Below are 22865 nucleotides of genomic sequence, written 5' to 3'. Positions count from 1 at the left end.
AACCTTCTGGTTTTCTTGCAGCGACTTGAAACCGTTCGATTGAATTTGCGAGAAGTGCGCGAACAGGTCGTCGCCGCCTTCGTCAGGAGTAATGAAGCCGAAGCCCTTAGCGTCGTTGAACCACTTTACGGTACCGGTTGCCATGATGAATTTCCTTGTTGGAAAGTAAAAAAAGAATGCGGACGATCAAACAAAGGAAGGGCGCCTCGGAATACCGCAACGGTACGGGAACTGCCTGGAACCTACGACTTGAACTGCCAGCGACCAGCTTTGTACAGGATAAATCGGCCCAAGGCAAAGCATTTCAGCGCAAGCTCGGGCAAGCTGGGGCCGGAAGGCCCGTGTTTACTCGCCCGCATCGCCTGCCATTACTCGCCGCCAGCCTGCCAACCCGAGGCGCTGCAAGGTCTCGATATTGCGCAGATAGATGCTTTCCGCCTCGGGAAATGCCGCCACCGCCCGATCCAGGCTGGCTTCCCGCAACAAGTGCAAAGTGGGATACGGCGCGCGGTTGCTGTAATTGCTGATGTCATCGGGCTCGGTATCCTCGAACTGATAGTCCGGATGAAAGCTGGCAATCTGGATAATGCCTTCCAGCTCATGCTCGGCCACCACCCCATCGGCCACATCGAGAAAATCGTTGTAATCGAGAAAATCGGTCAACACATAGGGGTGAATCAGCAAGGTGGTATCGATGTCATCCGCACTGCTGCTCACCAGCAGATCCAGCTCGCGATCCAGATCATCAAGCAGGCTATCCAGATGCCGCGCCTGGCTGACAACCAGTCGCACCTGGTTCTTGACATACACCGATTTGGCAAACGGGCAGAGGTTCAGGCCTATCACTGCACGTTCCAGCCAGTTGCGGGTTTCGGTGATGATGGTGCTGTCGCTACAGGTATCGGCGCTCATGGCAAGGATTCGGCATCGGGATATTGGGACTTTGCTATTCTAAACGAGCCACAGGGCGTCGGCCTTGCGCGCAATCAAACCTGGCCAGCCATGAGTCAACCCAGCGATCCCGTCTATATCCGGCCCGAACAGCTCTGCATCGGTTTATACGTGCGGCTGGAGCTGGACTGGACCGCCCATCCCTTTACCTTCAACCAGTTCAAGATCAAGAACCAAGGCCAGATCGACACCCTGCGCGCCCTGGGGCTGGAGCGCATCCGTATCGACCCCAAGCGCGGCGACGCACAACCTTTGCCACCCCCCACCGAGCCGGCCCCGGTAGCAGCCGGCCCAAGCGAAGCCCAGCTGGCCGCCATCGCGGCCAAGAAAGCCCGCGTCGAAAAGCTCGCCAAGCACCGCATGGCGCTCAATGAGTGTGAGCGCAAGTTCAATGGCGCCGCCAAGGCGGTCAAGTCGATCACCCGCAATCTGTTCGCCCGGCCGGAAGAATCCATGAAGGAAGCCAAGGCCCTGGTGCAGGACCTGGTCGACTCGATGCTGACCGAGCGCGATATCGCCATCCACCTGATGAATGACAAGATGGGTAGCGAAGATGCCTATTTTCATCAGCTCAATGTGGCGGTACTGGGGCTGATGGTCGGCAAACAGTTACAACTGGGGCGCGATGAGCTGACCGAATTGGGAATAGGCGCCATGTTCCACGATATCGGCAAGGTGGAATTACCGGAAAAGCTGCTGATGAAGACCGATTCGCTGAGCCCGAGCGAGCAGGACCTGATGATGCGCCATGTGGAATACGGCCTCGATATCGGCAAGAAACTCGGCCTTGGGCCTGAGGCGCTGGCCATCGTGTTCCAGCACCATGAGCATGTCGACGGCAGCGGCTATCCGCATGGCCTCAGTGGCGAAGGCATCTTGCCATTGAGCAAACTGGTGGCCATCGTCAACACCTATGACAATCTGTGCAATCGCCCCAATCCGCGCGACTCGCTCACGCCCTACGAGGCACTGTCGGTCATGTTCGCCCAGTATCGTGGCCGCTTCGAGGCCAAGCCGCTCGGTGTCTTCATTCGTTGCATGGGGGTGTTCCCGCCCGGCTCGCTGGTCCAGCTGTCCAATAATGCGCTGGGCCTTGTGATGGCAGTGAATTCGAACAAGCCGCTCAAGCCAACCGTGATGATCTATGACCCGGCCGTGCCCAAGCATGAGGCGATCATTCTCGATCTGGAAGAAGAAGAGGAATTGACCATCGTAAAAAGCATCCGCCCGGCGCTATTGCCACAGCAGGTATTCAACTACCTGAACCCGCGCAAGCGCATGACCTATTTCTGCGACTCGGTTCCCGGCAAGCCGGCCAGCTGAACCACGCCCCGGCAGCCAGGCTGGCTGGCGCGCTGCCCATTAAGTCGGCTCTACCGATACTGCTGCATCACATCCGCGCCCTGCTGCGATGCTGCGGGCAATCCAGCGGCGCAATAGCGGCTGATAGCGCACCGGCACCCAAGGGATATACCGCACTGGCCGCAGCAGCAACCCGCAGGCATAGCGTCGCTGTTGTTCTTGCCAGATCAGCGCTTCACAACGCCCGTGCCGATGCTGGAACAGCAGCATGCCAAGCGGACAGCGCTCGCAGCTGCAGCATACACCGCAACCATTGCACGCCTCCCCCGGTGCCGGCTTGGCCGGTGCGGCCTGATTGAGTTTGATTACAGTGGTACGGACAGTCGCTTTTGCCATAGAGCCCATGCCGGCAACGCTAGCTATCTACAAATGCCGCCAACGGCACAGGAACACATAGGCAACCGTAATCTGGATGGCGATCACAAACGACCAACTGGCAAACATGCCAAACACACCGGCCAGCAATACCGCGACCTGCCAGATCAACACCCCGGTTTTACCGAGAGTCTCGAACAGATCGATGGCGCCCATGAACAGGGCAAACAGAATGGTCCATTTCAGGATATAGGCCGGCAAATAGCCGCGCTTTTCCCGGTTATGCCGGTAAGCTGCAGCTTGCTCCAAGAGATTGCCCCGGCTGACATCCTCAAACATCCAGAACGGCCAGAGATACAGATACAGCAATGCGCCTATGGAATCATCAAGCGCCGAGTCGACTGGCTGTGTTGCCATGATGGATCTCCCATACCAAGCCCGTGCAAACAATCTGCCCACCTGAAATCCAGCATGGCAAATTGCTGACAGTTTTGCTGGCCGCTTCAGCGATAATCAGCGCCGTGTTGATGAAACGGAACCACCATGACCACCCTGTCGCCGCTCTCCCTGCTCGAAACCCGGATTCTGGGTGTGCTGGTTGAAAAACAGCGCACCGTTCCCGACACCTATCCACTGTCACTCAACGCCCTGCAAGCCGGTTGCAACCAGAAGACCAGCCGCGATCCGGTCATGGATGCGAGTGAGGCCGATATTGCGGAAGCCCTCGCCAGCCTGAAGCAATACAGCCTGATCATCGAGACCAGCGGCAGCCGCGTCACGCGCTTTGCCCACAATATGGAGCGGGTACTTGGCGTACCGAGCCAGTCGATTGCCCTGCTGGCCGTACTGATGCTGCGCGGCCCGCAAACAGCGGGCGAATTGCGCATCAACTGCGAACGCCTGCATAAATTTGCCGATATCTCCGCCGTTGAAGGCTTTTTGCATGAGCTGGCGGCTCGCCAGGATGGCAGCCTGGTGCAGGAGCTGCCGCGCCAGCCCGGTGCGCGGGAAAACCGCTGGTGCCAGCTGTTGGCAGGCGCACCTGCCTTGGATAGCCAGCCCGACCCATCAGCAGCGCCCGGCGCCGACAAACAGCAGCTGGAAGCGCGTGTCAGCCAGCTGGAAACGGAGCTGGCCGAGCTGAAAACCATGGTTGAACGACTCAGTGCCGCACTGGGCGGCGTTTAAGCGGGCCTTGTTTGCACGAGCGAGGTCGGCAGCATCAAAGCAAGACTATCTCAAGTTCCATTTCCGCTTGCCGATAGACGGCATATGGCTGGTAGCATTCGGCCCCCTTGAGATAGCGAGTAACGAACATGTTGGCCGGCTTCAAAACCGATGAACTCAACACCATCTTGCAAGACCGGGTGCAAAAGCACTACGGCAATATCGTGCGAGCTGGCGTGGCACCGGTACTTGCGACGACGGATATCGCCCAAGGCGGGAAAGGCGCGCTTGATGCCAATCCGAGCTGGGAACAGGCCTTGAGCCAGGCGATGGAGCGCTCCACGACCTTGATGGCCGCACAAGCCGATCTCGCTGCACGCGAGGCCGAAATTGCGCGGCGCGAGGCACAGCTGAATCAGCGTGAAAAAGAATTGCAGAACGAGCGGCGCCGCACGCAGATGGAAATCTTGTTCGGCACCTTGCGCCAAGCCTGAAATGCGCAAAACCAATGAAAAGGGGGCATATCTGCCCCCTTTTGCTTTTGCGATAATACGCGAACAACCGGCTTCAAAGCCTATTTACGCCGAAACAGCCAGACAACGAATACGCCCGCCAGCACAAACGGCAACAGCACCGGCGACACCGCCACCACCACCAACAGCAACACAGCGGCAATCAACAGCAAGATCAGCAGCGACACGCCCACCATCGCCGCCACCGCCAGCGCTACTGCCACCAACACTGCCAGCATGGCGGCCAATATGGCAGCAAAGCCTACGCCTATGCCCGCAAAGCCACGCACCGGCACGCCATCGATCACCACATGGCCGGTCTGGGCAAACGCAATCGCGCCTAGCAAGGTAAACACCAACACTGCCAGTGCTGCCCAGCCCAACCAGCGATGCGACCGTTTCGCGGCAAGCTGCGGTGCCGGGGCTGCGGATGCGTATACCAGTTCGTTTTCGCTCATCATTGCACTCCCTGTTCAGACCTTTGCCAAGCACCGCCAGGTTTGGCGGCGCATTCATGGCACAAGACTAAACAGATGCCCGGTAACGGGGCGTTGCAATGCGACACAGTGCAGAAATCGCCGCCTGCGCGGCATCATCCAGCGATAGTCAGGCTGCGGGCAGCGGGTAAGGCAAGTCCAGCAACTCGACCAGGGCGCCTTGCGCGTCATGAAGGTGCAAACCGTGCTCGATACTGGATGTCTGGATCACCGCCAAGGCCTCCCAGCCCGCACCGGCAGGCGCAACCATGGCAATCTCTCCGGATGGCTGGCCATTCATCTCGGGGCTGTATAGCGATTGACCGATCTGTAGTTGTTCATCGGCACGAATGCGATAGGTGCGGCGCTTGAGCTTGCCCAGATAGTGGGTGCGCGCGACGATCTCCTGGCCCGGATAGCAACCTTTTTTGAAGCTGACGGCACCGATCAGATCCATATTGGCCATCTGCGGCACAAATGCCTCTTGCGTTTGTGCCTGCACCCAGGGGATGCCGGCGCGGATATCCGAAAGGGTCCAGGTCGAAGCCGAAGCCGCTACTGCACCGGCCGCAACAAGCCGGCTCCACCATGACGGCGCAGCTTCGCTGTCCAATACCAGTAGTACGCGATCACCGGGCAATCGGCTCAGCCAGCCTCCGTCGAGCGGATGCAAAGTCAACGGCGCGATCTCGTCCAGTGCCAGCATACCCTGCAGCAGGGCCAACGCATTCGGGCCACTCAGGCCGAGCTGCACCAAGGTGTCGCTGACATTCTCGGCTCGCGTCTTGCTGCGCAGCACATACATCGACAGGCGCTTCTGTACTGCCGCCAGCAAGTCGCCGGGCAGCTGTAACACGATGTCCTGCTCGCGCTTTTGCACCAGCATGCTAGCCAGCATTCTCCCTTTTGGCGTCGAGTAACTACTGTACTGCGCCGCCTGTACCGGCAGGTTCTTGATATCGCTCGACAGCTGTCCATGCAGGAAGGACTCGGTGTCCTCGCCCGAAAACCGCAATAATCCGAATTGCAGCAAGGGAGTCAGCGCAACATCCGCCTCCGCCCCGCCATCAAACTGCGCCAAACCTGCTTCATCGATGCGCGCACCCTGTGTCTTGAGAAACGCCAACCAGCTCGTGCTTTCCATATGCGTATGCTCTCCTGCAAAAAAGGCAACGCCGGCAAAAGCCGGCGCTGCATCAGTTTACCCTCTGTCGACAATCAGAAGATACGGGTGGTGCCATTGTCGCCACCTGGCTTGTAGGCGCCACCGGAGCGGATCTCCGGCGCATCAAGCTTGCCAGCGATGGTCAGCGGAGCATTGACCACCAGGGCACCGGCACTGAGGCGGGCGTTGATATGACCACTCAAACCCTGCTTGTCGTCGACATTCAGGTTTCCCGAAGCCGAGAATTTTCCACCATTGAGCTGGAGCTTGCTCAATGCCAACGCGCTGCCGTCGAGGATCGCCAGTCCGCTGAAAGTCTCGAATCGCGTCTGCCCACCGCGCTGGGTAATCGACGGGCTTTGCGACTTTAGCGGCGTCACCAGATCAAAATTGTGCAGATTTCCGTCACTGATCAGAAATTGCATTTCGATGCGCGGCTGCTTGAACAGGGTTTCATAGCCATCGCCCGCGTACTCGAAGCGAACATTGGCAGCCATCCGCCCGGTTGAGCGGGTGTTGGCGCTTGCCAGCATGATCAGCGGCTCGACTTGCATCCCCTTGGTCTCCAGCGTACCCGTCAGCTTCCAGCCGTTTTGCCAGTCGAGCTGCGCCTGCCCTACCGCAGCGGCACCGAAAATAAAGCCATTTACGTAGTCAATGGCGATGCCTTCCGGACCGGCCATGCCGCGCATCGTCACCTGATCGAAGCGCGCTTCGTAATTACCGGGCAGCACCCAGTTCTTGGCGGAGAATTCCAGCGCAAACTTGTCGGCCTTGGGCTTGATATTGAGCTCGGCGCGACCATCCTTGTCGGAAATGGTCACATCTTTGAAAGTGCCATCCGTATTCAATGTCACTACCGCAGACAGCGGACCGATGGCCCCGTTCTTCATGGACACATTGACATTCTCCAGGCGCAGCGAGGCAAACCGGATATCGCGCCCGTCGGGATTTGGCTTGAGCCGCCCGGGCAGCGATATCGCAAACTCTTGCTTGAGCTGTACCGAGTCGAGCACCACATTGCTCAGCGAATGACGGAACTGCAGCAGATTACTCAGGCTGATCGGAATGATCACTTTGCCGATGCTGGCCTCACCATCCTTGCCCAGGGTGACTTGCTCCAGCACCAGCTGGGGCTTGGGGCTGTAGCTGAAACCGATATTGCCGACATGCGCCGCAATATCGAGGCGCGCCGTCATCGCCTTCTCCACATCGGGCAGCACCCGATCGTAGGGCAGCACCAAGGGCAAGACAGCCAGTACGGCAATCAAGCCCGCCAACACGAACAACCACTTCTTTAACGCACTCATCCAAGCCTCTTACAAAAAGAATTTACACGGGGGTGTTGACACGATCCGGGGACCTCGCTAATATAGCGGCTTGTTCGGTTCCCTGATAGCTCAGTCGGTAGAGCGACGGACTGTTAATCCGCAGGTCCCTGGTTCGAGTCCAGGTCGGGGAGCCACCGAATTTCAGCGAAAGCCGCAGCAACTGCAAAGTTGCTGCGGCTTTTTGCTTTTTCGTTGTTTGCTCGCAACCTGATCACCCCATTCGTCACATTGATTACCGTTCGTCTGTTTGACGACCGCCCCTACAGGAACTACAAACCAGCATAGCCTAACCCTGAATTGTCAGAGGATCGCATGACAACGTCAAATGAACAAGTCGCCAAGCTCCCTCTGCTGAAACGGGTAATCATTCTGGTGCGTGGCGGCGGGGGCGTTTCACCGGTGATTCTTGGCGTGATTCTGCTACTGGTTGTGCTGATCGGCATTCTCGGTCTCGTGATGGGCTTTGCCGTTGCCAGCAAGCGCAATCACCTGGTGGAGCAGAATCTCACTACCCAGCTCAAGCAAGCACGCGGGCAGATAGCCAAACTCGATGCAGAAAAAAAGGCTCATGAAAAAGAGCTGGAAGAATTAAAAGAGACAGTGACGCATCAGCAAGAGGCGATAGACAAGCAGAAGGAAGAACTGGCTCAAGCCAAAACCGCGCGGGAAACCATGGAGAAAGTGCTGGCCGACATCAAGACCAGCCTCGAGGCGTCGAGCAGTGGCAAAGGCGAAAAAGGCAAGGCAGAAGCCAGCGCGGCGACCAAACTCAAATTCGGCAACCAGGACTGCGATACGCAAAAGGGCAGCGCGGTAAACAGCAAGGCCGACCTGAAATGCCTGAATCTCAAAGAAGCTATCGATGCGATGAATAGCAAGGCCAAGTCCGGCGAGAAAACCCCGGCCAAATCGCCAGGCTGAACGCATAGCCAGATCAAAAGACAAAGCCCGCCAAATGGCGGGCTTTGTCGTATCTACCTTGCTTACTGGCTGACCAGCGGAATCTTGCCGATTCGCGCCTGCCACTCGGCAGGACCAGTCTTGTGCACCGAGCTACCCAGCGAATCCACCGCCACCGTTACCGGCATATCGACCACATCGAATTCGTAGATGGCTTCCATGCCCAAATCAGCAAAGCCCACCACACGCGAGCCCTTGATCGCCTTGGACACCAGATAGGCTGCGCCGCCTACGGCCATCAGGTACACCGACTGGTGCTTCTTGATCGCATCGATCGCCACCGGACCGCGCTCGGCCTTGCCCACCATGCCGAGCAAGCCGGTTTGCGCCAGTACCTGCTCGGTGAATTTGTCCATGCGGGTAGCGGTGGTCGGGCCGGCCGGGCCAACCACCTCATCACGCACCGGATCAACCGGGCCGACGTAATAGATAAAGCGATTGGCAAAGTCCACCGGCAAGGCCTCGCCCTTATTGAGCATTTCCACCATGCGCTTGTGTGCGGCATCGCGGCCGGTCAGCAGCTTGCCATTGAGTAGCAGAGTCTCACCGGGCTGCCAGCTGGCGACCTGCTCGCGGGTAACCGTGTTCAGGTCTACCCGGCGTGCGCTGGGCGAAGCCTGCCAGGTCACATCGGGCCAGTCTTCCAGCTTTGGTGCTTCCAGCTGGGCCGGGCCGCTGCCATCCAGTTCGAAATGCACATGGCGTGTCGCTGCGCAGTTCGGGATCATTGCTACCGGCAAGCTGGCGGCATGGGTCGGATAGTCATAGATCTTCACGTCCAGCACAGTGGCGAGACCACCCAAGCCCTGCGCGCCGATACCGAGGGCATTCACCTTTTCAAACAATTCCAGCCGCAGCTCTTCGATCCGGTTGGATGGACCACGCTGCATCAGCTCCTGGATGTCGATCGGATCCATCAGCGAGCGCTTGGCCAGCAGCATCGCCTTTTCGGCGGTGCCGCCGATACCGATGCCAAGCATGCCGGGCGGGCACCAGCCAGCGCCCATCAGGGGCACAGTCTTGATCACCCAATCGACGATGGAATCAGATGGGTTAAGCATCACGAATTTCGATTTGTTTTCCGAGCCACCGCCCTTGGCCGCGATATGCACTTCCACCGTATTGCCCGGCACCAGTTCCACATGAGTAACCGCCGGTGTGTTATCGCGGGTATTGAGGCGCTTGCCGGCCGGGTCGGCCAACACCGACGCACGCAGCTTGTTGTCGGCATGCATATAGGCACGGCGCGTTCCTTCATTGACCATCTCGTCAATGCCCATGGTGGCGCCATCCCACTGCACCCCCATACCGATTTTGACAAAGGCGCAGACGATGCCGGTGTCCTGGCAAATCGGCCGATGACCCTCGGCGCACATGCGGCTATTGGTCAGGATCTGCGCAATCGCATCCTTGGCAGCCGGCCCCTGTTCCAGCTCATAAGCACGACCCAGGGCATCGATATAGTCCTTGGGGTGGTAGTAGGAAATGTATTGCAGGGCATCGGCAATGCTGTCGATGAAATCCTGCTGGCGGATCACGGTCATGGCGGGCTCCGGAAGATAGCGACGGGAAACGTTCGATTTTAGCAGATGCCCGGCGAATCCCGGGCAAACGGGCGGTCGCCGAATGCCGCCCGCGCCGGAAGCCGTGGCAATGAAGCCCGATCAGCTGCCCGGCCCGGTGTATCTCAGGCACGCAGCGCATCGCGGTAACGGCGGCTTACCGGCACATACTGGCCACTATGCAGCTTGACCCTGGCATCGCCCGACTCCAGCGGCTCGATCTCGGCCACGAAATCGAGGTTGACGATATGACTGCGGTGTACCCGGACAAAGCGTTTCGGGTCGAGACGTTGTTCGATCGCCGCCATTGTGGCGCGCAAGGGGTAGTCGTGTGCGCGCACGCGCAAATTGACATAGTTGCCCCAGGCCTGGATGCACTCGATCTCAAGCGCCGGCAGCAGGAATTCCTTGCCGAGTTTGCGCACCAGAAAGCGCTCGGGGCGCTCGATCGGCTCCACCGCCGGGCCTTCGTCCGGCTCAGCCAATAAGCTGGCTTCACCTTGCCAGCGCAGCAATACCAGGCGATAGAAATTCACCACCAGCAGCAAGGCGAAATAGGCCCGGACATCTTTCAAATATTCGTAACATAACTCGCGGCCACTCAAGCCGAATTGATAGCTCTCTCCCTGGCTGTAATAGGCCAGCTTGCGCAGTAATACCATCAGCCCGACATGCAGCAAGCAGAAAATAATTGTCGCCGCAAGATGCCACGGTAAATTCCGCCGAATATGGGCAATCTGCAACGGGAATTGCCGCTCGAATCGAAGCAATACCGGCATCAAGCCCAGCAATACCAGATTGCTGCTCCATTCCCATACCGCCGGCTGCCAGTACGGGTGTATCTGCCCGCTGCGACCGAGATCCAGCCAGACCGTCCAGCTATTCATCACTGCCTGCAGGCAGAAAAACCCGATCCAGAAGCCAGGCTCAACCACCTTGCGCCACGGTTGGTAACGCGCCAGCAGACTATGGGTGTTTTGGTTCATGTCGCAGGTTCACAGCAGGTAGAAACTGGTCACGGTATACCACCACTAGTCACAGGGGGCCATCAAGCCATCACATTTCTTGGCCTGCAGCTACGCCGGCACTGCAGACTGGAGCCACCTTGTGACGGAATGGGGAGCAAAGATGCAACAGCCAAGCCATATGATGTTTTCGGGGCGGTCGACGGACAGCCAGCGCCTCGCCTTTCTCGACCAACTGAAAGTCATGCTGACCCTGCTGGTGATCTTCCACCATGCCGGCCAACCCTATGGCCCCACCGGCGGAGAATGGCCAATTCATCATGCGGAAAAACTGGCCCTGCTCGGTGCGTTTTTCCATATCAATGCCTCGTTTTTCATGGGGCTGTTTTTCCTGATATCGGGGTACTTTATCGATGCAGCTTATCAGCGCAAAGGAGTGGCCGCATTCCTGACTGATCGATTTCGCCAATTCGGCATTCCGGTAATGGTTTTTTCGTTGTTATTCCTGCCATTGATTCGTCATTTCAAGCAAGGATTGCCTTGGCAGGAAAGCTTGTTGCCATTTACCTGGGCGCATTTATGGTTTCTCGGGCATTTATTGGTTTATGCCACAGCATTTGCGCTGTATCGCCATTTCTTCAAAGCAAGCACCCTTCAGCCGACGAAGCTTGGTGCCGTGCCAGTGAATCTTGCCCTGCTGCTGTATGCACTGGCGCTGGCACTCGTCAGCACGGTCGTGCGTCTGTGGTTTCCGATCGATCGCTGGGTAAATATCGGCGTGCCGGCGGAAGTGGCCCACCTGCCGCAATATATGAGCCTGTTCCTTATCGGCATCATCGCTGCTGCAAAGCGCTGGCTTGACTTGCTCACACCGGCCATTGGCCGCCTGTGGCTGGCGCTGGCCATCGCATTGGTGGCCTATCGCTACACCTACCAGCTGTACTGGGTCGATATGCCGGAACTCCCCGGCCTCTTGCAAGGCCTGCCTTGGTGCGCATGGGAATCACTGCTGTGCGTGGCAATGTGCGTCGGGCTGATATACCTGTTTCGCCAACACATGAATCAGATGGGGCCAGTATCGCGTTTCATGTCCCGCCACGCCTTTATGGTCTATGTACTTCATCTGCCGATTCTGGTTGCGGTGCAACGCGCCCTCGAACGCAGCGCGCTCGGGCCGCTGGCGCTTACCGTCGCCAGTGGCCTGCTGGCTACGCTGCTGAGCTATGCCATGGCTGCCGTCTGGCAGACCGCCAAGGCAGCCACCGCGGACAAATGCTTGCACGGCAGGGCTGCAGTCAATTGACGTGGCGGCCAGTGCGCGAGGCTCTCCCCTCGCTGGCATAGTCCTGCAATACCACCAGCTCGGCCAGCTCAAAGCCTGCGCGCAAACGTGCCTCGGTATTGAGTTCGCCCAGCTGCCGCGGCGCGTCGAATGCACCCAGCATCTGGCGAAACGTGGCAATCGGCTCCAGCTGGCGCTCGCTGCACAGCCAGCGAAACCAATGATTGCCCACCGCCACATGGCCCACTTCGTCGCGAAAGATGATGTCGAGTATCGCCGCCGCCCGTGCATCACCCGCCGCCAGCAAGCGCGCCTGCATGCCGGGCGTCACATCGAGGCCGCGCGCCTCCAGAAGGCGCGGCACCATCGCCATTCTGGCCAGCACATCGCCTGCGGTTTTTTCGGCCATTTCCCACAAGCCGTTATGCGCCGGGAAGTCACCATAGGCAAAGCCCAAGCTCGCCAGATGGTCGGCCAGCAGCCGATAGTGGCCAGCTTCCTCTGCCGCCACCCGCAACCAGTCGCCCTGATAGGCGGCCGGCATGACCGGGAAGCGCAAGACTGCATCGAGCGCCAGATTGATCGCATTGAATTCGATATGGCAGATGGCGTGAATCAAGGCCGCCCGGCCTTCCACGCTGCCCAGCCGGCGCCGCGGCACCTCGGTCGGCGCGATCAGGACCGGGCGCTGCGGCCGGCCGGGCTGGGCCGGCGCAGCCAGCGGCTCGCCAGGCACAAGCCTGCCGGCCTGCCAGTCACGCCATAGCGACTCGGCCAGCGCGGCCTTGCCTGGTGGATCAGCGCTGGCGAGCGCTTCGCCTGTCGCGGTGAACAGGTTGTTAAATGAATCAGCCATGGGGTCTTTTGCTCTTGAGCCAGCGGCGCTGATAACAGCCGCTTCCGGGTCCTGCACCCCACAACGCCCACATCACTTGCATCAGGCCTTGCCAGCCGCCGCTCGGCGCGCTGCCTTCGCAGCATTGACGCCAGCCTGGGCGGCAAGTCGATCGACCGCCATGGCAGCCGCCAACTCGGACTCGCTCACCGGGCTGAAGCGCGCCAGGAACTCGGCCTTGTCACGCGACCACCAGCTGGCATCGAACGGCCACAGATGCTGGTAAATGGCGATATCGCCACCGCTATCGGCCGAACGGCCGAAACTCACCAGTCGGTAGTAGCCGCCATCGGTATGGCGAAAGAACACCTCGGTCATGATCTTTCCTCAGTCAGCAGGCAGCCGGGCTTGGCCGCGCAAAGGCGTAATGGTCGCACAGCTGACCGGGCGACTGAACCAGCAGCTGCATCTAGGCTCTGTTGACGTTTTGCCGGCGGATCGCGTTTCGTCGGAAAACCGTCAAGCGCAAGGCGTTGTGCACGCAAGGTAGTGATCTACCTCAGTGCGCAACAACACAGCGCCTGGCGGCTTTCCGGCGAAACCCACAGGGCCGCGCCGAGTTTCGCGGTAACTCCGCGTTGTCATTCGCTTACATAACCTGTTATGCCGCACTCGTTCCGCCTTGATTTACCGCGAAACTCGACCCGGCGCGACCGTCGGCAAAACGTCAACAGAGCCTAGGCCGTCACACCATCCGATTGATCACCGCGAAGCGATCAGCATTTCCCGCCTCGCCCTGCCCCACTACAATGACGGTCTTTGCTGATCTGTCTGCTCCCCATGCTTGTTCTTGGCCTTGAATCTTCCTGCGATGAAACCGGTGTTGCGCTGTACGACAGCGAGGCCGGCTTGCTCGCCCATCGTCTGCACACCCAGATGGCGATGCATGCCGAATATGGCGGCGTGGTGCCGGAGCTGGCCTCGCGTGACCATATCCGCCGCGTGTTGCCCCTGACCGAAGGTTGCCTGGCCGAGGCCGGCAAGACCTTGCAAGATATCGATGCCATTGCCTTTACCGAAGGTCCGGGCCTTGCTGGCGCCCTGCTCACCGCTGCAGCCGTGGCTAATGGCCTCGGGGTGGCGCTGGGCAAGCCGGTAATCGGTGTGCACCATCTGGAAGGTCATTTGCTGTCCCCGCTGCTGGCAAAACCGGCGCCGGCCTTTCCCTTTGTGGCGCTGCTGGTGTCGGGCGGCCATACCCAGCTGATGGCGGTGCATGGCGTAGGCCGCTATGAGTTGCTCGGCGAAACCTTGGACGACGCGGCTGGCGAAGCCTTCGACAAGACGGCCAAGCTGCTTGGCCTTGGCTATCCGGGCGGCCCGGCCCTATCGCGCCTGGCCGACAGCGGCGACGCCAGCCGCTTTACCCTGCCCCGGCCGATGCTGCATTCGGGCGACCTGGACTTCAGTTTCGCCGGCCTGAAAACGGCCGTTCTGACCCTGGCCAAAAAGCAGGCGACGCTCGACGATGCCACCCGCGCCGATATCTGCGCGGCTTTCCAGGCCGCCATGGTGGAGGTGCTGACGGTGAAATGCTGGAATGCGCTCAAGCAGACTGGCATGAAGCAGCTGGTGGTGGCCGGTGGCGTCGGCGCCAACCGTCAGCTACGGGCCGGGCTCGATGCGATGGCGCTCAAGCGCAAGCTCAAAGTGTTTTACCCGCCGCTGGAACTATGCACCGACAATGGCGCGATGATTGCGTTTGCCGGCGCGCAGCGTCTGCAGCATGCGCGTGTCGCCGGCGCGTTCGGCGTAAAACCGCGTTGGGACCTGGCCGGCCTGCCGGCTGCCTGAGTATTTGCGCATGGCAAGGAAACGGCTTGCGCTGCTGATCTTCGCCCCGGCATTCCTGCTGCTTGCCGCAGCCCTGGCGACCTGGACATGGCGCGAGCGCCTGCCATTCGAAGCGCAAATGTGGATTGCCGAGAATGTGCTGGTGCCAGCCTATATGGCCAAACCGCCCGTGGTTGAGGAGGTGAAGATCAGCGACTGGGCCAGCTTTGGCCGCTGGGTCGACAAGAATGTGCGCTGCGAGTCAGATTTCATGGCCCAGGTGCAAGACAAGGCCACGCTGCGCAAGATCCGCAAGTTCGGTATTGCCGCCAATCTGGAACCGGAGGGCACGCCCGATGATCACTGGGCCATCACGCGCGAACTCAAGGTATTCGATAGCCAGGTCGAGGAAATCCGCTTTGAAGGCGATAGCGGCTCGCACTTCCTGGTCAAGCTCGCCGTAGCCCCTGAAACCTTGGTGGCCCGGGGTGGCGCCACGCCGCCCCCCCCCGAGCTGTACGACCAACCCGCCATAGTCGGGATGCTGTTCACCCGACGGCCCCACCTACACGATCCGGGCCCGGATGCCATCATCGTCAGCGATGCCGGCGAGGGTAAGAGCTATATCGGTTGCCGTACTTACGATTTCTAGCGGTAGACGCGGTCCGGCTGCGACAGCCAGGCCACACCCGCCAGCGCGGTGGCTTCCGTGTGTTGCCCTAGCCTGACATCGGCCTCCCTGAGGCAATCGTGCCTAGGCCGATGGTGCTCCTGCATGATGGGCTGGCGCAGAATCACGACGATGGCAGTTCACCCACAGCCGGCGTGCGGGTGCCATGACATCAAAGCCGCCTCTACAAGCTTTGGCGTAACCGGCAGCCCGGTCAGCGCACCATCGGCCGTGCGATCACGGCGCCGCCGGGCCCGACAATCGCTTCCGACTGCAAGCGCCAGCCTTGCGCCTCGATCTGCATCAGCCAGCGCTGTGCCGCCAGCTTTTCCGGCAGCTGCGCCACATACATGCCACTGCCGTCGCGACGCATTTGCACTTGCTGATCCTTGCCCGAGCGGGTTGGATGGGCGAATCGCAGCTTCAGGACATCCGGCTGCTGGGTGGTCGGCATCATCAACACATGTACCGCTTGGCCATCATTGCCGATCATGATCTGCGCGCTCAAACCCAGCGAGGCCGCCAACTGGTCCTGCTTGACCTCCTGGGAGATCGCCTTGCCGTCTTCGTAATAGTGATCGCTGACCAAACCGTCGTTGGTTTTGGCGGCGATCCAGAACAACCAGATACAGGCCAGCACGGTCACCACCAGCAAGCCGATAAACAGCCACAGAATCGGCTGCTTTTGCCAGCCTGCCGCTTGCGCATTACTCATGAATCCATTCCCTCGATTATTTGCGGCCAATGAAACTGGCCTTCTCCGACACCTTCAGACGCGGATCATCCACTGAGACCACATCGAACCAGAACTTCTTCGAGCCGCGCGTGGCATTTTGCGGCTCCACCTGCACCCGTACTGCCACCAGAGCTTCGCCATTGGCGGGAATTTCGACTTCCTTGCCATGGTCGGTCAACACGCGCATATCGTTCATGCCGTGCACCGCAATAGTGAAGCGATGCGGCTTTTCGTCGGTATTCTGGATTTGCAGACGGTAGCTGTTTTCCAGCAAGCCTTCATCGGTTTCGCGCACCATCACATTGCGGTCTCGGGCAATACCCACCGTGACTGGCACCTTGTGCAGCAACGACCAGGTCACTACGCCGATCACCACCGCCAGCACCAGTGAATACATCACCACACGCGGCCGCAGGATATGTTTGCGGATCTGCGATTCCGGGTATTTGTGGGCCAGCGCGTTTTCGGTGGTATAGCGCACCAGGCCGCGCGGATAGCCCATCTTGTCCATGATGCTGTCGCAGGCATCGATACAGGCGCCGCAGGCAATGCACTCGTACTGCAGGCCATCGCGGATGTCGATACCGACCGGACAGACCTGCACGCACAGGGTGCAATCGATGCAATCACCCTTGCCCAGCGCCTTGTAGTCATCGCCCTTCTTGCGGCTGCCGCGTGGCTCACCACGCTCCGCGTCGTAGCTGATGATCAGCGTATCCGGGTCGAACATCGCGCTCTGGAAGCGCGCATACGGGCACATGTATTTGCATACCTGCTCGCGCATCCAGCCGGCATTGCCATAGGTGGCTAAGCCATAAAACAGAATCCAGAAGGTTTCCCAAGGGCCGGTATCGAAGCTGACCACCTTGGCGGCCAGTTGGTGGATCGGGGTGAAATAGCCGACAAAGGTAAAGCCGGTCCACAGCGAGATGGCAATCCAGATCGCATGCTTGGTGTATTTGATGCGCAGCCGGCGAAAATCCATCGGGCCATTGTCGAGCTTCATCCGCGCCAGCCGGTCGCCCTCAACCCATTTTTCCACCCATAAAAAGATTTCGGTGTAGACGGTTTGCGGGCAGGAATAGCCGCACCACAGCCGCCCGCCGATCGAGGTCCAGACAAACAGACCCAGCGCACTCATCAGCAGCAAACCGGTCAGGTAGACGAAATCCTGCGGCAGGAACACAAAGCCGAAGATATAGAACTTCCGGTTGATCAGATCGAACAACATCAATTGCCGGTCATGCAGCTTCAACCACGGCACGCCATAGAAGAACAGCTGGGTCGCCACCAGCCAGAACCAGCGCCACTGGGTAAATCGGCCTGTCACCCAGCGCGGATAGACCTTTTTGGCACTGGCATACAGCGCAACCGATTCCATCTCGACCGGCTCTTCCGGTTCACTGGGAATTACCTTGATCGGTATGTTTTTGAATTTTTGCGACATGATCAACTTCGGAAATGGTTTTCGTCAGTGCCGTCACTGACGGAAATCATCTACCGCGCCAGACATCGCAAAAGCGCTACCGGAGCTACCGGTAGCGCTTTGCTGTCCAGCCCGCAGAGCAAGCTTATTCCTTGCGGTCAGCCGTTTCCGGATTGCGCGACAAGCCGTAGACATAGGCCGCCAGCAAGTGCACCTTGCCCTCGCCCAATGCCTCTTTCCACGCCGGCATGCGGTTGCCGCGACCGTTGGTGATGGTCTCGATGATGGTGGCCTTGGAGCCGCCATACAGCCAGACCTTGTCGGTCAGGTTCGGCGCACCGATGGTCTGGCTGCCTTTGCCGTCGGCCTGGTGGCAAGCGACGCACACCTGCTTGAAGGTCGCTTCACCGCGAGTGGCCCGCTGCGGGTCGAAATCACCAGGACCATCACCTGCCTTGCGGCCGGCAATCTTCAGCACATAGTTGGCGACATCGGTGACCTTCTCTTCACCGAAGGCAGCACCAAAGGCCGGCATCTGGCCAGCGCGGCCACCGTTGAGGGTTTCAACGATCTTCTCGGGCGTGCCGCCGTACAGCCAATCATCGTCGGTCAGGTTCGGGAAACCCTTGGCGCCGCGTGCATCCGAGCCATGGCACTGCACACAGTAGGTAAGGAACAGGCTCTGGCCGGACTTATGCGCTGCCGGGTCCTTGGACAGGGTTGCCACATCCACCTTCATATACTTGTCGTATAGCGGCTGGACCTCGGCATCCTTCTTTGCCACTTCGTCCTTGTACTGGCCGGCGGTGCTCCAGTGCTTGGTACCAGCAAATGCGCCCAGCCCTGGATACAGCACCAGATAGCCGACAGCAAAGGCCAGGGTGATGTAGAACATCATCATCCACCACTTGGGCAGCGGATTGTTGTACTCCTGCAGGTCCTCATCCCAGACATGGCCCATGGTCTCGACCTTCTGACCCTTGGGTACCTTCAGATGGCTCTGGGTATACAGCACATAGGCCAGCCACGCGATACCGGCAATGACGATGCCGGCAATGTAATAGCCCCAGAAATCGCTGACAAAATCACTCATTGCTTTTCTCCCAGATCCATCGCCGGTGTGTCGTTATCGGCGATGGGCTGCATCGCAGCCTCCTCGAAACCGGCGCGCGCCGGGCGGCCATAGGCCCACAGGGCAATGGCCAGGAAGCAGATAAAACCGGCTACCGTGGTGATGATGCGAAACAGATTGCTCATTTCCATGGCGGCTTACCTCATGGTACCCAGGGCACGACCCAGACCTTGCAGATAGGCAATCAGTGCATCCATCTCGGTCTTGCCATCCACTTCCTGGCTGGCATTCTTGATTTCTTCATCGGTATACGGCACGCCCACCTTGCGCAGGGCAGCCATTTCCTTGGGCACAATAGCCGCATCGACCTTATTGGTAGCCAGCCAGGGGAAGGCAGGCATGATCGACTCGGGCACCACATCGCGCGGGTTGTTCATATGCACGCGATGCCATTCGTCCGAGTAACGGCCGCCGACCCGTGCCAGATCGGGGCCGGTACGCTTGGAGCCCCACTGGAAGGGATGGTCGTATACCGATTCACCAGCGACCGAATAGTGGCCATAGCGCTCGGTCTCGGCGCGGAACGGACGGATCATCTGCGAGTGACACAGATAGCAGCCTTCGCGGATATACACATCGCGGCCAGCCAGTTGCAGTGCGGTGTAAGGCTTCACACCCGGAATCGGCTGGGTGGTCGATTTGGAGAACATCAGCGGCACGATTTCCACCAGGCCGGCCACGCTGATCACCATTACGGTAAAGATGATCAGATAGGCGACGTGTTCTTCGATCAGTTTCTGGATTTTTTCCATCATGGCAGTCTTCCTTGTCCTCAGTGCGCAGCGGCCGTTGCCGGGATCGGCGCATCAACCGCCTTGCCCTGCATCACCGTCTTGGCCACGTTGTAAGCCATCACGAACATGCCGCTCAGATACAAGGCACCACCGATCAGACGAATGACGAAATAGGGATGGCTGGCCTTCACGCTATCGATAAAGGCATAAGTCAGCGTGCCATCGGCATTGGTGGCGCGCCACATCAGACCCTGGGTGACGCCGGCTGCCCACATCGCGGCGATATACAGCACCACGCCCACCGTCGACATCCAGAAATGGGTGTCGATCAGCTTGATCGAATACATCTTCTCGCGACCAAACAGGCGCGGCACCAGGTAGTAGATCGAGCCGATGGAGATCATCGCCACCCAGCCCAAGGCACCGGAATGCACGTGGCCGATGGTCCAGTCGGTGTAATGGCTCAGCGCATTCACCGTCTTGATCGACATCATCGGGCCTTCGAAGGTCGACATGCCATAGAACGACAGCGAGGTGATCAGGAACTTGAGGATCGGATCGGTGCGCAGCTTATGCCAGGCACCCGACAGGGTCATGATGCCGTTGATCATGCCGCCCCAGCTCGGCGCCAGCAGCACCAGCGAGAACACCATACCGAGGCTCTGTGTCCAGTCCGGCAAGGCGGTGTAGTGCAGGTGGTGCGGGCCGGCCCACATATAGGTGAAGATCAGCGCCCAGAAGTGCACCACCGACAAACGATAGGAATACACCGGGCGACCAGCCTGCTTGGGCACGAAGTAATACATCATGCCGAGGAAGGCGGCGGTCAGGAAGAAACCTACCGCATTATGGCCATACCACCATTGCACCATGGCATCCACAGCGCCGGCATAGGCCGAATAGGAATGCCAGAAGGTGACCGGCACCTCGATGCTGTTGACGATATGCAGCAAGGCCACCGCCAGGATGAACGCACCGTAGAACCAGTTGGCCACATAGATATGCTTGATCTTGCGCTTGGCAATGGTGCCGAAGAACACGATCGCATAAGCCACCCACACCACGGTGATCAGCAAGTCGATCGGCCATTCCAGCTCGGCATATTCCTTACCGGTGGTAAAACCCAGCGGCAAGGTGATGGCTGCCAGCACGATCACCAGCTGCCAGCCCCAGAAGGTAAAGGCCGCGAGCTTGTCCGAGATCAAGCGCACACCGGAGGTACGCTGCACCACATAGTAGGAAGTGGCAAACAGCGCGCAGCCACCGAATGCGAAGATCACCGCATTGGTATGCAGCGGCCGCAAGCGACCGAAATGGAAGTAGGGGCCGATATTGAGCTCGGGCCAGGCCATCTGGGCGGCAATGATCACACCGACCAGCATGCCCACGATGCCCCACACCACCGTCATGATGCTGAACTGCCGCACGACGCGGTAGTTATACGTCTCCGACCCGCTATGGGGCACAGACACTGGGTTGGCTTGCATGGATGTCTCCGAATAGCGCTACAAAATCCAGAACGATGGACGAGAGGGTCGATCCCGCTCATTCCGTGCCCGTCAAACCGGCTGCACGCAGCCAGTTTCGATACCTTGGCAGTCTAGGACAGCAAGGGTATCGAGGCTGGAACATCGCCTTCTTGATATGGGTCAAGCGGGTGAGAATTACCGCCGGAAGCGGCTGGAATAGATACCGGCGCGGACCATGCGCGCCAGCTGCCAGCCTGCTGCAACGCAGCATATTAGCGCAATCTACTACCCTTCGTCACTGGAGCAATTGCTCGGAAAGCCGCGCAAACAGTGGCAAAGACGCCTTACTCCCTTGAAATTCAGGGAAAACCCGTAGGTAGCTTACCCAAGAACACTGCTCAAATGGGCCTTGGCCAAGCGATATTCCGGGCCCGGGTATGCGAAGCCGTTGGGCGCCATGCTGATGTAGGGTGAGATTGGAGTGCTGCGCTTTGCGCTGAATGTGGTGTATTGGTTTGCTGCGCCTACGGCGCGGTTTGTTTTGGTGCAGGGCGCCCAGCAGGCGCCCTACTTATTCTTGCTTCGCAAAGCAAAGTAGGCAAAAGCCTGGGCACTCGGAGCCGAGGCAACAAAAAACCGGTGCAGATTTCTCAGGCACCGGCCCTTTGATTCTATGAGACGCGAAACAGTACCTGCCATGCGGATTCGCTCATTGAGCATGCTGGCTGAGTCACCACTAGGCTCGTTTCAAGCTTTCGCATGACCTAAAGTTGAACCCGCCTGTGTAATGACGCTTTGGCGCCCTGGGTGGCAATGCAAGCTCATTCTTTTCACTTGGCGACGCATCGGATGGGGCAGAAGCATTGGATGGTGCCTCGCCACCGTTGCCTTCATCGAAATTTAACTCATAACTCACTTCTATCTCGTTCATTATACTGGCAGAAGGAAGCTTTCTAAAATCCTCAAACTGACAATAATACTTGCCAAAAACACTCGCATTAATACAGCCTTTCGGCAAGCCAAACTGATCAGGCTCACACTCACTTGGCATTTTCTCAGCATTTACCGTTAAAACAAAGCCAAACCAATGCGATCCGAACTGAGCTTTTTCGATGTGCAACCAATCATTCACATCACGATTAGCTGACGAATTGACACTATCAGTGCCGCGCTTCATATACTCCATAATCTCCGGCTCGGGCATTTTGTCCGATTTCGTCACATGCTTGGCAATTCCAAACCAAGCAGCACCAACCAAGAGACCAACAACAAGCAGCGCTTTAACACCAAAACTCTGATAATCCATACACTCCCTCACTAAATTCACGCAAACTCACTTACCTACCCACCCACCACTTCACAAAACACTCACCCTCCCCAGCGACGATTTATGTGCCTTATCAGCAAGATAATCATCGAAAATGGTGGCAAGAACCAAGCCAGCCAGCGCCAATTTGCACCCGACTCCTCGCCAGAAACTAGGTAGACATCTAGGGAGTCAATACTCATATTTTCAAACGTAGACAAATCAAGTTGCGGCTGAATCTCGCCAGCCTTGCGCATACGGACCGGCTGACCAACCAAAGTGAACTCCAAAGATTGATCTTTACGTCCATCTTGTGGTAACAAACCGGGCCCAAACAGTCCTTTACCACCCAAGAACGAAACGAAGGAGAGTCTATATGGTTCATCCTCACGAACACGCGCATTAATTCTTATAGCAAATCTTAGCACCTCATCCTTGCTCACTAACAAAGAGGGGAGATACAACTCACCTGGAAACGTGGATATACTAGCCCCATCCAGACTCTTACCTGCCTTTACATATTTGACCACTTCGTCCTTTGGAAGATGGTACTCAGCAACAATCTTACTACCGTATCTTTTCACCAATTGCTGAGGCGACAAGTTATCCGGACTTGCCTTTTTACAACCAGAAAACAGAACTAGCAGAATCACGAAAAATACACTAACCAAAGATC

General features: G+C 58.4%; 25 protein-coding genes and 1 tRNA gene. 8 read left to right on the top strand and 18 right to left on the bottom strand.

All coding sequences use genetic code 11. The annotated features are described in order from the left end of the window. Together ACE3OH_RS05870 and ACE3OH_RS05865 are read right to left on the bottom strand one after the other, a co-directional pair. A partial coding sequence (locus tag ACE3OH_RS05870) for a cold-shock protein (RefSeq protein WP_374349463.1) occupies positions 1 to 144 on the bottom strand: 144 nt, incomplete at its 3' end. A gap of 201 nt (positions 145 to 345) precedes the next feature. Beyond that, entirely contained in the window at positions 346 to 912 is a 567-nt protein-coding gene (locus tag ACE3OH_RS05865; protein WP_374349460.1) for a DUF1415 domain-containing protein, read from the bottom strand. Positions 913 to 1002: 90 nt separating this feature from the next. Here ACE3OH_RS05865 and ACE3OH_RS05860 point away from each other — a divergent pair, with 90 nt between their 5' ends. Continuing rightward, positions 1003 to 2274 carry an HD-GYP domain-containing protein gene (locus ACE3OH_RS05860; protein WP_374349458.1) on the top strand — a complete coding sequence of 424 codons (1272 nt, stop codon included), beginning with the start codon at positions 1003 to 1005 and terminating at the stop codon, positions 2272 to 2274. A 402-nt stretch (positions 2275 to 2676) separates the two neighbouring features. Here ACE3OH_RS05860 and ACE3OH_RS05855 read toward each other — a convergent pair whose 3' ends face one another. After that, positions 2677 to 3045: a hypothetical protein gene (locus tag ACE3OH_RS05855; protein WP_374349456.1), complete on the bottom strand. Its 369-nt coding sequence runs from the start codon at positions 3043 to 3045 to the stop codon at positions 2677 to 2679. 126 nt (positions 3046 to 3171) lie between these two features. Here ACE3OH_RS05855 and ACE3OH_RS05850 point away from each other — a divergent pair, with 126 nt between their 5' ends. Continuing rightward, positions 3172 to 3816, top strand: coding sequence for a YceH family protein (locus ACE3OH_RS05850; RefSeq protein ID WP_374349454.1), 645 nt, complete (start codon positions 3172 to 3174; stop codon positions 3814 to 3816). A gap of 128 nt (positions 3817 to 3944) precedes the next feature. Then, positions 3945 to 4289, top strand: coding sequence for a hypothetical protein (locus tag ACE3OH_RS05845; protein ID WP_374349451.1), 345 nt, complete (start codon positions 3945 to 3947; stop codon positions 4287 to 4289). Between the two features lie 80 nt (positions 4290 to 4369). On the opposite strand, the gene ACE3OH_RS05840 is transcribed toward ACE3OH_RS05845, so the two are convergent. The 3 genes from ACE3OH_RS05840 to ACE3OH_RS05830 all read right to left on the bottom strand — a co-directional run bounded on the left by ACE3OH_RS05840 (position 4370) and on the right by ACE3OH_RS05830 (position 7258). Further along, positions 4370 to 4765: a hypothetical protein gene (locus ACE3OH_RS05840; protein ID WP_374349450.1), complete on the bottom strand. Its 396-nt coding sequence runs from the start codon at positions 4763 to 4765 to the stop codon at positions 4370 to 4372. 148 nt (positions 4766 to 4913) lie between these two features. Then, complete coding sequence (locus ACE3OH_RS05835; RefSeq protein ID WP_374349448.1) at positions 4914 to 5927, bottom strand: folate-binding protein YgfZ; 1014 nt, start codon at positions 5925 to 5927, stop codon at positions 4914 to 4916. A 74-nt stretch (positions 5928 to 6001) separates the two neighbouring features. Next, positions 6002 to 7258, bottom strand: a complete 1257-nt coding sequence (locus ACE3OH_RS05830; RefSeq protein WP_374349446.1) for a hypothetical protein — start codon at positions 7256 to 7258, stop codon at positions 6002 to 6004. Positions 7259 to 7337: 79 nt separating this feature from the next. Here ACE3OH_RS05830 and ACE3OH_RS05825 point away from each other — a divergent pair. Beyond that, positions 7338 to 7413: transfer RNA gene (locus tag ACE3OH_RS05825), tRNA-Asn, on the top strand. 178 nt (positions 7414 to 7591) lie between these two features. Beyond that, positions 7592 to 8200 carry a hypothetical protein gene (locus tag ACE3OH_RS05820; protein ID WP_374349445.1) on the top strand — a complete coding sequence of 203 codons (609 nt, stop codon included), beginning with the start codon at positions 7592 to 7594 and terminating at the stop codon, positions 8198 to 8200. A gap of 62 nt (positions 8201 to 8262) precedes the next feature. On the opposite strand, the gene ACE3OH_RS05815 is transcribed toward ACE3OH_RS05820, so the two are convergent. Then, the gene (locus ACE3OH_RS05815; protein WP_374349443.1) at positions 8263 to 9783 is read right to left on the bottom strand and encodes a fumarate hydratase; all 1521 of its coding nucleotides are present in this window, start codon (positions 9781 to 9783) and stop codon (positions 8263 to 8265) included. A gap of 143 nt (positions 9784 to 9926) precedes the next feature. After that, on the bottom strand, positions 9927 to 10787 hold the full coding sequence (locus ACE3OH_RS05810) for a LytTR family DNA-binding domain-containing protein (protein ID WP_374349441.1): 861 nt from the start codon (positions 10785 to 10787) through the stop codon (positions 9927 to 9929). Between the two features lie 142 nt (positions 10788 to 10929). Here ACE3OH_RS05810 and ACE3OH_RS05805 point away from each other — a divergent pair, with 142 nt between their 5' ends. Beyond that, a complete protein-coding gene (locus tag ACE3OH_RS05805; protein WP_374349440.1) occupies positions 10930 to 12069 on the top strand; it encodes an acyltransferase in 1140 nt (379 codons plus the stop codon). On the opposite strand, the gene ACE3OH_RS05800 is transcribed toward ACE3OH_RS05805, so the two are convergent. Both ACE3OH_RS05800 and ACE3OH_RS05795 read right to left on the bottom strand, forming a co-directional pair. Continuing rightward, positions 12062 to 12904 carry a ferritin-like domain-containing protein gene (locus ACE3OH_RS05800; protein WP_374349438.1) on the bottom strand — a complete coding sequence of 281 codons (843 nt, stop codon included), beginning with the start codon at positions 12902 to 12904 and terminating at the stop codon, positions 12062 to 12064. The genes ACE3OH_RS05805 and ACE3OH_RS05800 overlap by 8 nt on opposite strands. Positions 12905 to 12985: 81 nt before the next feature. Beyond that, a complete protein-coding gene (locus tag ACE3OH_RS05795) occupies positions 12986 to 13261 on the bottom strand; it encodes a hypothetical protein (RefSeq protein WP_374349437.1) in 276 nt (91 codons plus the stop codon). Positions 13262 to 13723: 462 nt separating this feature from the next. On the opposite strand from ACE3OH_RS05795, the gene tsaD reads away from it, so the two are divergent. Together tsaD and ACE3OH_RS05785 are read left to right on the top strand one after the other, a co-directional pair. Continuing rightward, complete coding sequence (tsaD, locus tag ACE3OH_RS05790) at positions 13724 to 14737, top strand: tRNA (adenosine(37)-N6)-threonylcarbamoyltransferase complex transferase subunit TsaD (protein WP_374349436.1); 1014 nt, start codon at positions 13724 to 13726, stop codon at positions 14735 to 14737. Positions 14738 to 14747: 10 nt separating this feature from the next. Then, a complete protein-coding gene (locus tag ACE3OH_RS05785; protein WP_374349435.1) occupies positions 14748 to 15368 on the top strand; it encodes a hypothetical protein in 621 nt (206 codons plus the stop codon). Positions 15369 to 15600: 232 nt separating this feature from the next. Here ACE3OH_RS05785 and ACE3OH_RS05780 read toward each other — a convergent pair whose 3' ends face one another. The 8 genes from ACE3OH_RS05780 to ACE3OH_RS05745 all read right to left on the bottom strand — a co-directional run. Further along, positions 15601 to 16101, bottom strand: a complete 501-nt coding sequence (locus ACE3OH_RS05780; RefSeq protein WP_374349434.1) for a FixH family protein — start codon at positions 16099 to 16101, stop codon at positions 15601 to 15603. A gap of 16 nt (positions 16102 to 16117) precedes the next feature. Further along, entirely contained in the window at positions 16118 to 17569 is a 1452-nt protein-coding gene (gene ccoG / locus ACE3OH_RS05775) for a cytochrome c oxidase accessory protein CcoG (RefSeq protein ID WP_374349433.1), read from the bottom strand. Between the two features lie 124 nt (positions 17570 to 17693). Next, positions 17694 to 18641, bottom strand: a complete 948-nt coding sequence (ccoP, locus tag ACE3OH_RS05770; RefSeq protein WP_374349431.1) for a cytochrome-c oxidase, cbb3-type subunit III — start codon at positions 18639 to 18641, stop codon at positions 17694 to 17696. After that, complete coding sequence (locus ACE3OH_RS05765; RefSeq protein WP_374349429.1) at positions 18638 to 18811, bottom strand: cbb3-type cytochrome oxidase subunit 3; 174 nt, start codon at positions 18809 to 18811, stop codon at positions 18638 to 18640. Before ACE3OH_RS05765 ends, ccoP begins: the two co-directional genes overlap by 4 nt. A gap of 6 nt (positions 18812 to 18817) precedes the next feature. Then, positions 18818 to 19432 (bottom strand): cytochrome-c oxidase, cbb3-type subunit II, encoded by a 615-nt coding sequence (gene ccoO / locus ACE3OH_RS05760; RefSeq protein WP_374349461.1) that lies wholly within the window; start codon positions 19430 to 19432, stop codon positions 18818 to 18820. A 20-nt stretch (positions 19433 to 19452) separates the two neighbouring features. Continuing rightward, complete coding sequence (gene ccoN, locus ACE3OH_RS05755) at positions 19453 to 20901, bottom strand: cytochrome-c oxidase, cbb3-type subunit I (RefSeq protein WP_374349428.1); 1449 nt, start codon at positions 20899 to 20901, stop codon at positions 19453 to 19455. Between the two features lie 718 nt (positions 20902 to 21619). Continuing rightward, positions 21620 to 22189, bottom strand: a complete 570-nt coding sequence (locus ACE3OH_RS05750; RefSeq protein ID WP_374349426.1) for a hypothetical protein — start codon at positions 22187 to 22189, stop codon at positions 21620 to 21622. Positions 22190 to 22251: 62 nt separating this feature from the next. Continuing rightward, positions 22252 to 22865: hypothetical protein (locus ACE3OH_RS05745; RefSeq protein WP_374349424.1), on the bottom strand; the 614-nt coding region annotated here is incomplete at its 5' end.

Origin of the sequence: Chitinimonas sp. (genome assembly GCF_041904975.1) — a bacterium.
GTDB lineage: Bacteria > Pseudomonadota > Gammaproteobacteria > Burkholderiales > Chitinimonadaceae > Chitinimonas.
Note: the sequence above shows the minus strand (reverse complement) of the source record. Positions and strands in the feature narration are given on the sequence as shown.